Genomic DNA, 11,941 nt, shown 5'->3' on the forward strand with positions numbered 1-11,941 from the left:
CTCATGCCGGGCTGAGCTCGCTCATGCCGGGCTCCTTGCTCATGCCGGGCTGAGCCTTGCTCATGCCGCGCTAAGCTTCGCCATGGTTTCGTCGTCGACTTCGAAATTGGCGTAGACGCTCTGCACGTCGTCATCGTCATCGAGCGTCGCAACCAGCTTCATCAGCGACTGTGCCCGCTCCTCGTCGACCGCAATGTTGGTCTGCGGCTTCCAGATCGGCTTCACCGATTCTGCCTCGCCGAGCGCGCCTTCCAGCGCCTTCGACACTTCGCCGAGATTCTCGAAAGCGCAATAGATCGTGTGGCCTTCCTCGTCCGACTGGACGTCGTCGGCCCCGGCCTCGATCGCCGCGTCCATCACCTTCTCGGCGCTCCCGACCGATGCTGGATAGAAGATCTCGCCGACACGGTCCCACATGAACGACACCGAGCCGGTTTCGCCCATCGCCCCACCGGCCTTGGTGAAGGCGGCGCGCACATTCGACGCCGAGCGGTTGCGGTTGTCGGTCAGCGCCTCGACGATCAGCGCGACGCCGCCCGGCCCGTAGCCTTCGTAGCGCACGGCTTCGTAAGTCTCGGCGTCGCCCATCGACGCCTTGTTGATGGCGCGCTGGATGTTGTCCTTCGGCATCGACACCGCCTTGGCGTTCTGCACGGCAAGACGCAGGCGCGGGTTCATCGACGGATCCGGCGTGCCGCTCTTGGCGGCGACGGTTATTTCGCGCGCCAGCTTGGAAAACATTTTCGACCGCACCGCGTCCTGGCGGCCCTTGCGGTGCATGATGTTCTTGAACTGTGAATGGCCAGCCATGGCACCCCTGTCGTCTTCTTGGCAGAGCATCCTGCAACGAGGTAGTCACCTCGTCTTTTGCCAAATGCTCGAATTAAAAATTTCAGAGCGTCCCTGCTGCGTCCGGATGGACGTACGGCGCTCTATCTCGGAATGGCCGGCTTATAGATAAATCGGCTCAATTCGTCCAGCCGCGCCGTAAGGCGGTGCGGCAACGTAACCGCCAGCTGCTTTCTTGCAGCCATTTCACCCCTCCAGATCGGATCTCAGCCGGTCGAGAATGCTGATCGCATGCGTGGCGTACTGGCTGATCCAGCGGTCGTGGATCTGCTTGATCGGCAGCGCATTGAGATGATTCCAGCGTTCGCGCCCCTCGCGCCGCGCGACGACCAGGTCGGCTTCCTCCAGCACTTTCAGATGCAGCATGACGGTGCAGCGGTCCATGTCGGGAAAGGCATCGCACAGCATGCCGGTGGTGCGCGGCGCGTCCTTCAGCTCGTCCAGCAGCGCACGCCGGCGCGGATGCGCCAGCGCCTTAAAAACATTGTCATCCTGCGCTTTGCTTGACATGTTATATTTTTATAACATAATACCGATCTGATCAAGGAAGGAGCTGTGGATATGTCTCTTGGATTCAGGGTTTCGGGCCGCATCGGCAAACCGGTCGCCGAAGTCTTCGATGCGGTCGTCAATCCGAAGAAGCTCAGCGGCTATTTCACCACCATCGGCGGCGCCAGCGCCCCGCTGGTGGCCGGCGCCAAGGTCGTCTGGTGGGGCAAGGTCCCGGTCGAGGTCGACGAGGTGGAGAAAAACAACCGCATCGTGCTGCGCTGGGATGCCACCGACGCCGACGGCAAGCCGGCTTACAAGACGCGCATCGAGATGAATTTCGAGCCGCTGGACGACGGCGGCACCTTCGTCACCATCGCCGAGGCCGGCTGGCACGAGGACGCGGTCGGCCTGAAGAAGTCCTACCTCAATTGCGAGGGCTGGTCGCAGATGCTGGCCTGCATGAAGGCCTATGTCGAATACGGGATCAATTTGCGCGACGGCTATTACCGCAGCGAGATGAAGGGCGAACCGGCCAGTGAAGACAATATCTGAGAAGACGGAGGAAAGAATGGCTGCGAAGATCACCGGCGGCATCAACATCGCCATGAAAGTGCCGCCCCACCAATATCAGGACACGATCGCCTTCTACCGCGATGTTGTCGGCCTAAAACCGTTCACGGCCAAGGCGCCGGCCGTTGGTTTCGAACTCGGCCCCAATCGCCTGTGGATCGACGAAGCGCCGATGCTGAGCCAGGCCGAGGTCTGGCTGGAGCTGTTCACCGACGATTTTCCGGCCGCCGCCGATCATCTCGCCAAGGCCGGCGTCGTGCGCTGCGACGCCATCGAGGCGCTCGGCGAAGATTTCCGCGGCGGCTGGATCACCAATCCGGCCAATATTATCCACCTGGTGCGCGAACCCGACGCCTGGTGACCCCGACGCCTGGCGACAGGGGCGGCACCGACTTGAGAAGGAGGACGACATGGAAATCCGCGAGACACCTACCGCCGAAGCCGGCATGCTGATCCGGCGGCCGGTCGCAGAAGTGTTCGAAGCCATCGTCGATCCGGCGATCACCCGGAAATTCTGGTTCACTCATGGCAGCGACAGACTCGACAGCGGCAAGGAGGTTCGCTGGGAATGGCGCATGTATGACGTCTCGGCGCCGGTCACGGTCAGCGAGATCGTCAGGAACGAAAAGATCGTCATACAATGGAGCGATCCGCCGACCACGGTGGTCTGGACTTTTACCAAGATGCCGGGCGGCACGACCTTTGTCGAGGTTCGCAATTTCGGTTTTGCCGGCAGCCCCGATGAACAGGTCAAGCAGGCGATCGGCTCGACCGATGGCTTCGCGCTCGTGCTCGCCGGCGCCAAGGCGTGGCTGGAGCAAGGGCTGACGCTTGGCCTGATCGGCGACCGTCATCCGAAGGGTGTTCCGGCGACTTAGAACGCACCGGCTTCCCAAGACCGGCGCGCCAACCTTAGTGCCCGCCGGCCTTTGCCTTTCTGCGACGTCGCGCCAGCATGTTGAGGCCCTCGACAAGGGCGGAAAAACCCATGGCGGCGTAGATGTAGCCCTTCGGCACATGGAAGCCCATGCCGTCGGCGATCAGCGTCATGCCGATCATCAGCAGGAAACTCAGCGCCAGCATGACGATGCTCGGGTTCTTGGCGATGAAGTTGGCGAGCGGCCCGGCCGCCAGCATCATCACGGTGACTGCCACGATAACGGCGATGTACATGATGGCGATCTCGTCGGTCATGCCGACCGCAGTGATGATCGAATCGATCGAGAAGACGAGGTCGAGCAGCAGGATCTGGAAGATGGCGCCGGCCATCGAAAGCTGCAGCGTCTCGCCCATCATCGTGTCCTGGTGATCCTCGAGATCGACCGTGTGGTGTATCTCCTTGGTCGCTTTCCAGACGAGGAATAGGCCGCCGGCGATCAGGATCAGATCGCGCCAGGAAAAGCCATGGCCAAAGGCGGTGAATACCGGCGCCGTCAACTGAACGATGATCGAGATGGTGGCAAGCAGCACCAGCCGCATGATCAGCGCGGCGGAAATGCCGAGCCGCCGGGCGCGGGCCCTTTGTGCCTCCGGCAATTTGTTGGTCAGGATCGAGATGAAGATCAGATTGTCGATGCCGAGCACGACCTCCAGCACGATCAGCGTCAGCAACGCGACCCACGCGGTCGGATCGGAGACAAAGGCGAAATGCGGCGCCAGGAATTCGATGAGCTGCATGGAGGTCGTCCCCTCTTACGATCTAGAGCAGTGTCGCCGGCAGTTAGGTATCGCAGGCGTTGATATCAATGTCACGACCAGAAGGATGGCGCGGTTTCCTCGAGCCGCGGTCCGCGGCGAAACGGCGCAATCCGCTCGGTCAGGCCGCTGCGATCCGAAATGTCGACCCCGACGCCGCACAATGTCGCCGGGCCGGTCGCCGCCTCGAAGCGTCCTTTCGGCACCTTCGACAGAAACCGGTTGAGCGGCTCCTCCTTGTCCATGCCGAGCGAGGAATCATAGTCGCCGCACATGCCGGCGTCGGAGATATAGCCGGTGCCGCCATTGAGGATGTGGTGGTCGCCGGTCGGCTGGTGCGTGTGGGTGCCGACGACGAGACTGGCGCGGCCGTCGACGAAATGCGCAAAGCACATTTTTTCGGAGGTCGCCTCGGCATGGAAATCGATGACCACCGCATCGGCCTGCTCGCCGAGCGGGCAGGCGGCAAGCTCGCGCTCACCGGCCTGGAACGGATCGTCGAGTTCGGGATGCATGAACACCCGGCCCATGATGTTGGCGACCAGAACGCGCGCGCCATTCCTGGCAATGTAGACGCCGGAGCCGCGCCCCGGCGTGCCCTTGGGGAAATTGGACGGGCGCAGGAACCGCTCCTCGCGCGGGGCGAAAACCAGCGCGTCGCGCTGGTCCCAGACATGGTTCCCGGTGGTGACGACATCGGCACCCGCCGAGATCGTCTCGCGAAAGATCTCTTCGGTGATGCCGAAGCCGCCGGCGGCGTTCTCACCATTGACGATGACGAAGTCGAGTTTGAAATCCGAGATCAGGCCGGGCAGTTGTTCCCACACCGCCGTGCGTCCCGTCTTGCCGACCATATCGCCGAGGAAGAGAAGTCTCATATAAGCATGATCCCGAACCGAAGGTCAGCGAAGCAAAAAGCTGCATGACTTTCGGAAAAGACCATGCGTCCAGGAACTTATCTACAATTTCGGCACGAACCGGCGCAACCCGTTCTCGGTGAGTATTTCCGAGATGATCACGTCATGCGGCTCGTCCGGCACCAGCGCCACCTCCTGGCAGTCGAAAGCAATGCCGATCAGCCGCGGCGGTTGCCCCTTGTCGACCAGCCGCGCGATCGCGCGGTCGTAATAACCGGCGCCGTAGCCAATCCGGTGGCCGCGCGCGTCGAAAGCCGCGAGCGGCACGAGCATCACCTGGGGATCGAGCACCTCCGCCTCCTCATGTGGTCCGACGGTGCCGAACCCCATGTCGACCATCGGTGCGCCACGCACCAGTTCGCGAAAGACGATGGTGGTCTTGTCGAGAATCGCCGGCAGGCAAAGCCTTGCTCCCTTTTCGCGCAAGGCGAACATCAGCGGCCGGATATCGACTTCCGAGCGCATCGGCCAGAAGCCGGAGACGATCTGGCCAGGCTCTATCGCAATGCTGTCCCGCGCCGTCTCGGCCATTTCGAGCGCTGCCTCCACCCGCCAGAATGGATCGAGCGCGTCGCGGCGCCCGAGTGCTTCGCGTCGCAAATGTCTTTTTCGGTCTTTCGAGGTTGTCATGCGCGGACGTGTAGAAAAGATCAGATTTGGAGGGCGTTTTAGGAGCGACGTTTTCTACCGCATGATCCACCGAAGTGTCAGCGGTTCGGTGAAAAGATCATGCGAAATGAGATCAGCGGAGCGAACTTTTCGTTCGTGAGCACCGCACAAAGCGGTGCGACAAAATCCGCCAAAGATGGCCTTTTTGATGGGTGACGATCCACACAACCGGTGGAGAGAGCGATCCCGGGAACCTACAAAGTAGGTGGGCGCCGTATGAGAAAACCCACGGGTCTTCCCAGGGACAGCTCCCTAGGGATCATTAAGGCCCCGGGGAAAATGTTCTCCTGCCGGGAAGCGCAGACCGTCACGAGCAATATAGGCTGACGATCGACCAAGCGCCAGAGAGATGGCCATGTTCGCCGGCTTAATTCGTCACAAAGCCCTGCCTGGGACATGCGCGACACGAGGTTTCACCGCGCCTCGCCGCGGTGCCTTGCACAGCCTGGACTGTCTCCTTACGGTTGCCCATCAAAACCGAGGAGCAAGAATGCGTTTCGAAGGCACGGCGGCCTATGTCGCCGACAAGGATCTGATGGTGGCGGTCAATGCGGCGATCGCGCTGGAGCGGCCATTGCTGGTCAAGGGCGAGCCCGGCACCGGCAAGACCGAACTGGCCAGGCAAGTGGCGGCGGCGCTCGGCCTCGAGCTGATCGAATGGCACGTCAAGTCGACGACAAGGGCGCAGCAGGGCCTCTACGAGTATGACGCCGTCTCGCGGCTGCGCGACAGCCAGCTCGGCGACGAGCGCTTCAACGACATCAGGAACTATATCAACCGCGGCAAGCTGTGGGACGCGTTCGCCGCAGGCAAGAAGGTCGTGCTTCTGATCGACGAGATCGACAAGGCAGATATCGAGTTCCCCAACGACCTGTTGCAGGAACTCGATAGGATGGAGTTCTTCGTCTACGAGACCGGCGAAACGATCCGCGCCGCAGTGCGCCCGATCGTCATCATCACCTCCAACAACGAGAAGGAACTGCCGGACGCCTTCCTGCGCCGCTGCTTCTTCCACTATATCCGCTTCCCCGATGTCGAGACGTTGCACAGGATTGTCGACGTGCACTATCCCGGCATAAAGCAAAACCTGGTGCGCGCCGCATTGACCCAGTTCTACGAGATCCGCGACGTGCCTGGCCTGAAGAAGAAGCCGTCGACCTCCGAGGCGCTCGATTGGATCAGACTCTTGGTCGCCGATGACATCGCGCCCGAGGATCTGCGCGCCGATCCGAAGAATGCGCTGCCGAAATTGCATGGTGCGCTTTTGAAGAACGAACAGGACGTGCATTTGTTCGAGCGCCTGGCATTTATGGCGAGAAGGCAGGGGTGAGGAGCGGTCGGCCAAAGGCCGACGAAAAGCCAACGATTTGGCTTTTGGAGCGACGAACGCCCGGAGCCATAGCGGAGGGCCGGGCATACGCGTCGGACAGCGCTTTCCCGTTGCTGGACCGTTGCCGCCGGCCGGGCACCGAGGCAGCCTGGGCATGAAGCTTCGGAAAGGAATGAAATGACCGGGATCACCGTCCGCCCACTGGCACAATCCGACCACGCCGACTGGCAGCGTCTGTGGACTGCCTACCTCACCTTCTACGAAACCAGACTGCCGGAGGAGGTCTACGCCGTCACCTGGAAGCGCCTGTTCACGGCGGGTGAGTTCGAACCGAAGGGGTTCATCGCCACCCTCGACGGCAAGGCGGTCGGCCTGACGCACTATCTCTATCATCGCTCCTGCTGGTCGCAGATGAACAATTGCTATCTGCAGGACCTGTTCGCCGACCCGGATGTGCGCGGCAAGGGCGTCGGCGCCGCCCTGATCGAAGCGGTCAAGCAGGAAGCCGGCAAGGTCGGCGTCAAGAACGTCTACTGGATGACCCACGAAACCAACACCACAGCGCGCAAGCTCTACGACTACGTGGCGCGGCGGACCGGCTTCATCGAGTATGATCTGCTATAGGCAGTGCGATGTTCATCCCCTTCTTCCTCGAACTGAAGGCTGCGCGGGTTCCGGTCTCGCTCCGAGAATATCTGTGGCTGCTTGAGGGGTTGGAGGCGGGGCTGGTCGACTATGACGTCGAGGGATTTTACTATCTCGCCCGCTCAGCACTGGTGAAGGACGAGCGCCACATCGACCGTTTCGACCAGGTCTTTTCGCACGTTTTCAAGGGCGTCGAAGCGCTGGCTGGCGAAAACGCGGTCGATGTCGAAAACATTCCGGAGGAATGGCTGCGCCGGCTTGCCGAAAAGCACCTGACCGATGAGGAGAAAAAGCTGGTCGAAGCGCTCGGCGGTTTCGAAAAGCTGATGGAAACGCTGAAGAAGCGGCTGGAGGAACAGAAGGGCCGCCACCAGGGTGGCTCGAAATGGATCGGCACCGGCGGCACCTCGCCCTTCGGCGCCTACGGCTACAACCCCGAAGGCGTGCGCATCGGCCAGCACGATAGCCGCAACCGCCGCGCGATAAAGGTCTGGGACAAGCGCGAGTTCAGGAATTTCGACGATGCCGTCGAGCTCGGCACCCGCAACATCAAGATCGCGCTGAAGCGCCTGCGCCGCTGGGTGCGCGAAGGCGCCGAGGAGGAGTTCGACCTGCCCGGCACCATCCACGCCACGGCCGAACATGGCTATCTCGACGTGCAGACGCGACCTGAGCGACGCAATGCCGTGAAGCTGCTGATGTTCTTCGACGTCGGCGGTTCGATGGACGACCACATCAAAAGCGTCGAGGAGCTGTTTTCGGCTGCCCGTGCCGAATTCCGCCAGCTCGAATACTTTTACTTCCACAACTGCCTTTACGAAGGCGTTTGGAAGGACAATCGCCGCCGCCATGCGGAGGTGATCCCGACCTTCGACCTCCTCCACAAATACGGCCCGGACTACAAGGTGATCGTCGTCGGCGATGCTTCGATGAGCCCTTACGAGATCGCGCATCCCGGCGGCTCGGTCGAGCACTGGAATCCGGAGGCCGCCGTCGTCTGGCTCGGCCGTCTGCTGCAGCAATGGCCGAACGCGGTATGGCTCAACCCGGAAAACCAGAAGAACTGGGGTTTCACCCATTCGATCGCCATGATCCGCGATATCTTTGGCGGCCGCATGTTTCCGCTGACGCTCGCCGGGCTCGAAGCCGCGACGAAGCAACTTTCAAGGAAGCACTGAATGGATTTCCGGCAAGCAAGACAGGAAGGCCGATGACCTGTTTCCTCTGCCTGCAATGTGGCGTCCAGTTCACGGCGGCAGCCGCGCCGCCGAACCATTGCCCGATCTGCGAGGACGAGCGGCAATATGTGCGATGGGAGGGCCAGGCCTGGATCACGCCGGAAGAGCTCGCCGCCGGGCATCGGATCGTGATCAAGGACGACGCCGGTCTGCTAGGCTTCGGCGTCGAGCCGCGCTTCGCCATCGGTCAGCGGGCGCTGCTGGCGCAAACGGCGTATGGCAATGTCCTGTGGGACTGCATCTCGATGGTCAGCGACGAGGCGGTGGCCGAAATCAACCGACGGGGCGGCCTGGCCGCGATCGCCATTTCGCACTGCCATTATTATTCGGCAATGGTCGAGTGGAGCGAGGCGTTTGGCGGCGTGCCGATCTACCTGCACGCCGATGATCGCAAGTGGATCATGCGGCCGCATCCGGCTGTTGTCAGTTGGGAGGGTGAGACCCGCGTCCTAAACCCCGCGCTGACACTTATCCGTTGCGGCGGTCACTTTGCCGGTGGCCAGGTGCTGCACTGGAAACGCGAGGGCGGCGACGCCATCCTGGCCGGCGACATCTTGCAGGTGACGCCGACTCGCCGCCATGTCAGCTTTATGTACAGCTACCCCAACTACATCCCGCTCAATGCAGCGAAAGTGCTCGGCATCGAGGCTGCGCTGGAGCCTTTCGCGTTCGACCATATCTACGGCGCATGGTGGAACCAGAACGTCATCGGAGATGCAAAGACGGCATTTGCAGCGTCGGTTGCGCGGTATCTCGCGGCGATCGCCTGAGGAATTCTTCGCGGCAGGATCGGAAATACCGGCAAACGCCGTAACAAATGCCTATTTTAGGCGAACTGGGGGAAGACAACCCCAATAGCGGCATGAGCTAAGAGGCAAAAATGGATAGTCACACCTACCCCGTAACCCGCACCGATGCCGAATGGCGCGCCCGGCTGACGCCGGAGCAATATGCGGTGATGCGCAACCACGGCACCGAGCGGCCGGGCAGCTGCGCCCTGCTTCACGAGAAGCGCGCCGGCACCTTTTCCTGTGTCGGCTGCGACCAGCCTTTGTTCGAATCCAAGCTGAAGTTCGAGAGCGGCACCGGGTGGCCGAGCTTCAACGATCCGGTGCCCGGTTCGGTCGAGACGACCGTCGACCGCAGCTATGGCATGGTTCGCACCGAATGCCATTGCGCCCGCTGCGGCAGCCATCTTGGCCATGTCTTCGAGGACGGCCCGCCGCCGACCGGCCTGCGCTATTGTATCAATGGCGTCGCGCTGAAATTCGAGCCGGCCGCCTGATAGGAATTCGACGGTGGGAAAGGACGGCTGCGGCCGCCCTTTGCCGGGCAGCACTTTCCTGTCAGATCACCACCACCAGGATCAGCCACAGCACAGCCCCCAGCGTCATCAGCGAAGCCTTGACGCCACCGGATTTTTCGGCGGTCCGCCACACCGCAAAAGTCAGAAAAAAATTGTACGGCACCGGCGCGAAATGCACCGCCAGAACGAGAGCGAGCGGCAGCTTCAGCCCGAGGAGGATGAGCGCCAGCACCGACACTGCGGTGTTGATCGCCGTGCCGACAAGGACAAGATCGCGCCAGAACAGCCGATCGAGCGGGGCCGTGCCTTGCCAGCGCGAGCGGAAGAAACCCGCCGCACGGCCTGCCTCGCCGTCTTCGCCTTCGAAGGTCTCTGGCGCACTCATCGATGCGGCTTTCTCTCATTCGATAGCAGAGATGTCCAAAGCAGCAAGCCTGTCAACGCAACTCGATCATCGGCACGCAAGCGTATGATCTGACAGATTGTCATCAAACGGTCGTGAAACCTTTCTACGTCGCCCTTGTCGGCATCTCGGCAAGGGTATCTTACCGGAATTTGCCGCCTCCATCATCCAGTCGCCTGACAGGGAGGTCTTGAGATGAGCGATAATGTCTACAACGTGCTGTTTCTTTGCAACGCCAATTCGGCGCGATCCATCATGGCGGAAGCCATCCTCAATCGGATCGGTGCCGGCAGGTTCAAGGCCTTTTCCGCCGGTTCGCAGCCGAAGGGCGAGGTCAATCCCTTGGCACTGCAGCTGCTCGAAAGCCTCAATTACGATACGAGCTTCGCCCGTTCGAAAGGCTGGGACGAGTTTGCCGAGCCCGACGCGCCGGAAATGAACTTCATCTTCACGCTTTGCGACAGCACCGCAAACGAATCTTGTCCGATCTGGCCGGGTCATCCGATGACCGCGCTCTGGTCTATACCGGACCCAGCCAAGGCGGACGGCACCGAAGCCGAACTGCACCTTGCCTTTGCCGATGCCTATCGCATGCTCAACAACCGCATTTCGCTGTTCACCAATCTGCGGGTGGATGCACTCGACCATCTGGCGCTGCAACAGCATCTCGATGCGATCGGCCGGGATACGGCGAAGCCGAACTAATGCATGTCGCCCAAAAGTGCGCAGCGGTTTTGGGGTAACGACATGCATAAAAACAAAACTAAAGCGCGTCGCACGAATCGCTTCAGACGCGACGCGCTTTAAGCCCAAACCGCCGACAGGCAGGCGAATTCACGAACCGGCTTCGCCACACTCGCCGAGAACCTCGGCAACGGAGCGCTCGAAGCGCGATGCTTCCGTCACCAGCCAGTCAGCCATGGCCGGCCAATTGTCCTCGGCAAAGCAGTTCACCCGCCACAGCGAATTGATGCCGAGGCCCTCGCAACTCTGTTCCGGCCTGAGCTTCAACCTGTCTTCGATCGCCGGCTGGAACGGCTTCAACCGCGACCAGGCTTCCGTGGCACCGAACTTCTCATTGCGGCCGAAGAAGACGCCGACATGGTTCTGCGCCGGCGCGACATACATGGAAAGGACCAATGCGAAGTCGGGCAGCCCGCGCTGCCAGAACCAGGGTCCGCGCCGCGCCATCAGAGCCCTTTCTTCCGGATGCCGTTCCGAAAACAGCGTCCAGAAGCCGCGTTGGCGGAATTCAGAGGCGCGGCGGACGCCAAAGTCGAATTCGCTCATGGTTCGACCCGTTGAGGGCGCCGCAACCGGCGCCCAGGGCTGTTACCAGCCTTACACCATGCCGAGAGCGGCTTTGTAGAGGTCGAGGATGGTTTCCTCCTCTTGCCGTTCGGCCTGATCCTTCTTGCGCAGCCGGATGATCGACCGCATCGCCTTGGTGTCGAAGCCGGTGCCTTTGGCCTCGGCGAACACTTCCTTGATGTCGTCGGCGATCGTCTTCTTCTCTTCCTCGAGCCGCTCGATGCGCTCGATGAAGGCTCGCAGCTGGCCGGCGGCAACAGTCTGGCTGGTTTCGGTGATGTCGTCGGCCATTTTTTCTCCGCGTCGTTTCCCATGCCGCGACTCAGGAACTGTCGCGGCGAATTTGCAGCGGTTCGATGCCCGACCGGGGGCGACCGGTCAAGCTGTTATCGATGCGGCATGAAGGGTTAGGCACACCCCAAGGTGTTGAGATTCAGATCAGGCCGAGTCGAAAACGGTGGCTGCCGAGAACCGGAGCGTACTTAAGTACGTGAGCACCGGAAGCGCAGGCAGCCG

At 61.4% G+C, this 11,941-nt stretch carries 17 protein-coding genes and 1 other RNA gene; 9 read left to right on the plus strand and 9 right to left on the minus strand.

What is annotated here, in order from left to right; translation table 11 throughout:
- Positions 1 to 60 precede the first annotated feature (60 nt).
- Positions 61 to 810, minus strand: coding sequence for a YebC/PmpR family DNA-binding transcriptional regulator (locus ACWUKX_RS11035; protein WP_456006618.1), 750 nt, complete (start codon positions 808 to 810; stop codon positions 61 to 63).
- Between the two features lie 225 nt (positions 811 to 1,035).
- Positions 1,036 to 1,359: an ArsR/SmtB family transcription factor gene (locus tag ACWUKX_RS11040; RefSeq protein ID WP_456006621.1), complete on the minus strand. Its 324-nt coding sequence runs from the start codon at positions 1,357 to 1,359 to the stop codon at positions 1,036 to 1,038.
- A gap of 51 nt (positions 1,360 to 1,410) precedes the next feature.
- On the opposite strand from ACWUKX_RS11040, the gene ACWUKX_RS11045 reads away from it, so the two are divergent.
- Genes ACWUKX_RS11045 through ACWUKX_RS11055 form a run of 3 tightly spaced genes read left to right on the plus strand, consistent with a single transcriptional unit; the run spans position 1,411 to position 2,789 of the window.
- On the plus strand, positions 1,411 to 1,893 hold the full coding sequence (locus tag ACWUKX_RS11045; RefSeq protein ID WP_029348932.1) for an SRPBCC domain-containing protein: 483 nt from the start codon (positions 1,411 to 1,413) through the stop codon (positions 1,891 to 1,893).
- Positions 1,894 to 1,909: 16 nt separating this feature from the next.
- Positions 1,910 to 2,272, plus strand: a complete 363-nt coding sequence (locus ACWUKX_RS11050) for a hypothetical protein (protein ID WP_456006623.1) — start codon at positions 1,910 to 1,912, stop codon at positions 2,270 to 2,272.
- A 49-nt stretch (positions 2,273 to 2,321) separates the two neighbouring features.
- Complete coding sequence (locus tag ACWUKX_RS11055; RefSeq protein ID WP_065011232.1) at positions 2,322 to 2,789, plus strand: SRPBCC family protein; 468 nt, start codon at positions 2,322 to 2,324, stop codon at positions 2,787 to 2,789.
- Between the two features lie 34 nt (positions 2,790 to 2,823).
- On the opposite strand, the gene ACWUKX_RS11060 is transcribed toward ACWUKX_RS11055, so the two are convergent.
- From ACWUKX_RS11060 to ssrS, 4 genes are all read right to left on the minus strand, one after another.
- The gene (locus ACWUKX_RS11060; RefSeq protein WP_029348937.1) at positions 2,824 to 3,588 is read right to left on the minus strand and encodes a TerC family protein; all 765 of its coding nucleotides are present in this window, start codon (positions 3,586 to 3,588) and stop codon (positions 2,824 to 2,826) included.
- Positions 3,589 to 3,659: 71 nt separating this feature from the next.
- On the minus strand, positions 3,660 to 4,484 hold the full coding sequence (locus tag ACWUKX_RS11065; RefSeq protein WP_065011231.1) for a TIGR00282 family metallophosphoesterase: 825 nt from the start codon (positions 4,482 to 4,484) through the stop codon (positions 3,660 to 3,662).
- Between the two features lie 81 nt (positions 4,485 to 4,565).
- A complete protein-coding gene (locus tag ACWUKX_RS11070) occupies positions 4,566 to 5,153 on the minus strand; it encodes a 5-formyltetrahydrofolate cyclo-ligase (protein ID WP_456006625.1) in 588 nt (195 codons plus the stop codon).
- A 192-nt stretch (positions 5,154 to 5,345) separates the two neighbouring features.
- Positions 5,346 to 5,501, minus strand: a non-coding RNA gene (ssrS, locus tag ACWUKX_RS11075) — 6S RNA.
- A gap of 181 nt (positions 5,502 to 5,682) precedes the next feature.
- Between ssrS and ACWUKX_RS11080 the strand changes: the two genes are divergently transcribed.
- From ACWUKX_RS11080 to msrB, 5 genes are all read left to right on the plus strand, one after another.
- Entirely contained in the window at positions 5,683 to 6,522 is an 840-nt protein-coding gene (locus ACWUKX_RS11080; protein ID WP_127208552.1) for an AAA family ATPase, read from the plus strand.
- A 177-nt stretch (positions 6,523 to 6,699) separates the two neighbouring features.
- Positions 6,700 to 7,146: an N-acetyltransferase family protein gene (locus ACWUKX_RS11085; RefSeq protein WP_456006626.1), complete on the plus strand. Its 447-nt coding sequence runs from the start codon at positions 6,700 to 6,702 to the stop codon at positions 7,144 to 7,146.
- Positions 7,147 to 7,154: 8 nt separating this feature from the next.
- On the plus strand, positions 7,155 to 8,345 hold the full coding sequence (locus ACWUKX_RS11090) for a vWA domain-containing protein (protein WP_456006627.1): 1,191 nt from the start codon (positions 7,155 to 7,157) through the stop codon (positions 8,343 to 8,345).
- 32 nt (positions 8,346 to 8,377) lie between these two features.
- Entirely contained in the window at positions 8,378 to 9,175 is a 798-nt protein-coding gene (locus ACWUKX_RS11095) for an MBL fold metallo-hydrolase (protein ID WP_456006629.1), read from the plus strand.
- Positions 9,176 to 9,285: 110 nt separating this feature from the next.
- A complete protein-coding gene (gene msrB / locus ACWUKX_RS11100; protein ID WP_027152870.1) occupies positions 9,286 to 9,690 on the plus strand; it encodes a peptide-methionine (R)-S-oxide reductase MsrB in 405 nt (134 codons plus the stop codon).
- A gap of 61 nt (positions 9,691 to 9,751) precedes the next feature.
- Here the strand turns inward: msrB and ACWUKX_RS11105 are convergent, their stop codons facing one another.
- Positions 9,752 to 10,096 carry a hypothetical protein gene (locus ACWUKX_RS11105; RefSeq protein WP_456006632.1) on the minus strand — a complete coding sequence of 115 codons (345 nt, stop codon included), beginning with the start codon at positions 10,094 to 10,096 and terminating at the stop codon, positions 9,752 to 9,754.
- A gap of 213 nt (positions 10,097 to 10,309) precedes the next feature.
- On the opposite strand from ACWUKX_RS11105, the gene ACWUKX_RS11110 reads away from it, so the two are divergent.
- The gene (locus tag ACWUKX_RS11110) at positions 10,310 to 10,819 is read left to right on the plus strand and encodes an arsenate reductase ArsC (protein ID WP_456006634.1); all 510 of its coding nucleotides are present in this window, start codon (positions 10,310 to 10,312) and stop codon (positions 10,817 to 10,819) included.
- Positions 10,820 to 10,948: 129 nt separating this feature from the next.
- On the opposite strand, the gene ACWUKX_RS11115 is transcribed toward ACWUKX_RS11110, so the two are convergent.
- Together ACWUKX_RS11115 and ACWUKX_RS11120 are read right to left on the minus strand one after the other, a co-directional pair.
- Positions 10,949 to 11,404 carry a hypothetical protein gene (locus tag ACWUKX_RS11115; RefSeq protein ID WP_456006637.1) on the minus strand — a complete coding sequence of 152 codons (456 nt, stop codon included), beginning with the start codon at positions 11,402 to 11,404 and terminating at the stop codon, positions 10,949 to 10,951.
- Between the two features lie 51 nt (positions 11,405 to 11,455).
- Positions 11,456 to 11,716, minus strand: coding sequence for a DUF2312 domain-containing protein (locus ACWUKX_RS11120; protein WP_023800031.1), 261 nt, complete (start codon positions 11,714 to 11,716; stop codon positions 11,456 to 11,458).
- Positions 11,717 to 11,941 lie beyond the last annotated feature (225 nt).

It is taken from the genome of Mesorhizobium sp. f-mel, from assembly GCF_053850215.1.

Excerpts from the sequence above, each read along its gene's own strand:
- ACWUKX_RS11095 (WP_456006629.1), top strand. The coding sequence starts at position 8,378 with ATGACCTGTTTCCTCTGCCTGCAATGTGGCGTCCAGTTCACGGCGGCA.
- ACWUKX_RS11055 (WP_065011232.1), top strand. The coding sequence starts at position 2,322 with ATGGAAATCCGCGAGACACCTACCGCCGAAGCCGGCATGCTGATCCGG.
- ACWUKX_RS11105 (WP_456006632.1), bottom strand. The coding sequence starts at position 10,096 with ATGAGTGCGCCAGAGACCTTCGAAGGCGAAGACGGCGAGGCAGGCCGT.
- ACWUKX_RS11090 (WP_456006627.1), top strand. The coding sequence starts at position 7,155 with ATGTTCATCCCCTTCTTCCTCGAACTGAAGGCTGCGCGGGTTCCGGTC.
- ACWUKX_RS11110 (WP_456006634.1), top strand. The coding sequence starts at position 10,310 with ATGAGCGATAATGTCTACAACGTGCTGTTTCTTTGCAACGCCAATTCG.
- ACWUKX_RS11050 (WP_456006623.1), top strand. The coding sequence starts at position 1,910 with ATGGCTGCGAAGATCACCGGCGGCATCAACATCGCCATGAAAGTGCCG.
- ACWUKX_RS11085 (WP_456006626.1), top strand. The coding sequence starts at position 6,700 with ATGACCGGGATCACCGTCCGCCCACTGGCACAATCCGACCACGCCGAC.
- ACWUKX_RS11045 (WP_029348932.1), top strand. The coding sequence starts at position 1,411 with ATGTCTCTTGGATTCAGGGTTTCGGGCCGCATCGGCAAACCGGTCGCC.
- ACWUKX_RS11060 (WP_029348937.1), bottom strand. The coding sequence starts at position 3,588 with ATGCAGCTCATCGAATTCCTGGCGCCGCATTTCGCCTTTGTCTCCGAT.
- ACWUKX_RS11080 (WP_127208552.1), top strand. The coding sequence starts at position 5,683 with ATGCGTTTCGAAGGCACGGCGGCCTATGTCGCCGACAAGGATCTGATG.
- ACWUKX_RS11070 (WP_456006625.1), bottom strand. The coding sequence starts at position 5,153 with ATGACAACCTCGAAAGACCGAAAAAGACATTTGCGACGCGAAGCACTC.
- ACWUKX_RS11040 (WP_456006621.1), bottom strand. The coding sequence starts at position 1,359 with ATGTCAAGCAAAGCGCAGGATGACAATGTTTTTAAGGCGCTGGCGCAT.
- ACWUKX_RS11035 (WP_456006618.1), bottom strand. The coding sequence starts at position 810 with ATGGCTGGCCATTCACAGTTCAAGAACATCATGCACCGCAAGGGCCGC.
- msrB (WP_027152870.1), top strand. The coding sequence starts at position 9,286 with ATGGATAGTCACACCTACCCCGTAACCCGCACCGATGCCGAATGGCGC.
- ACWUKX_RS11120 (WP_023800031.1), bottom strand. The coding sequence starts at position 11,716 with ATGGCCGACGACATCACCGAAACCAGCCAGACTGTTGCCGCCGGCCAG.
- ACWUKX_RS11115 (WP_456006637.1), bottom strand. The coding sequence starts at position 11,404 with ATGAGCGAATTCGACTTTGGCGTCCGCCGCGCCTCTGAATTCCGCCAA.
- ACWUKX_RS11065 (WP_065011231.1), bottom strand. The coding sequence starts at position 4,484 with ATGAGACTTCTCTTCCTCGGCGATATGGTCGGCAAGACGGGACGCACG.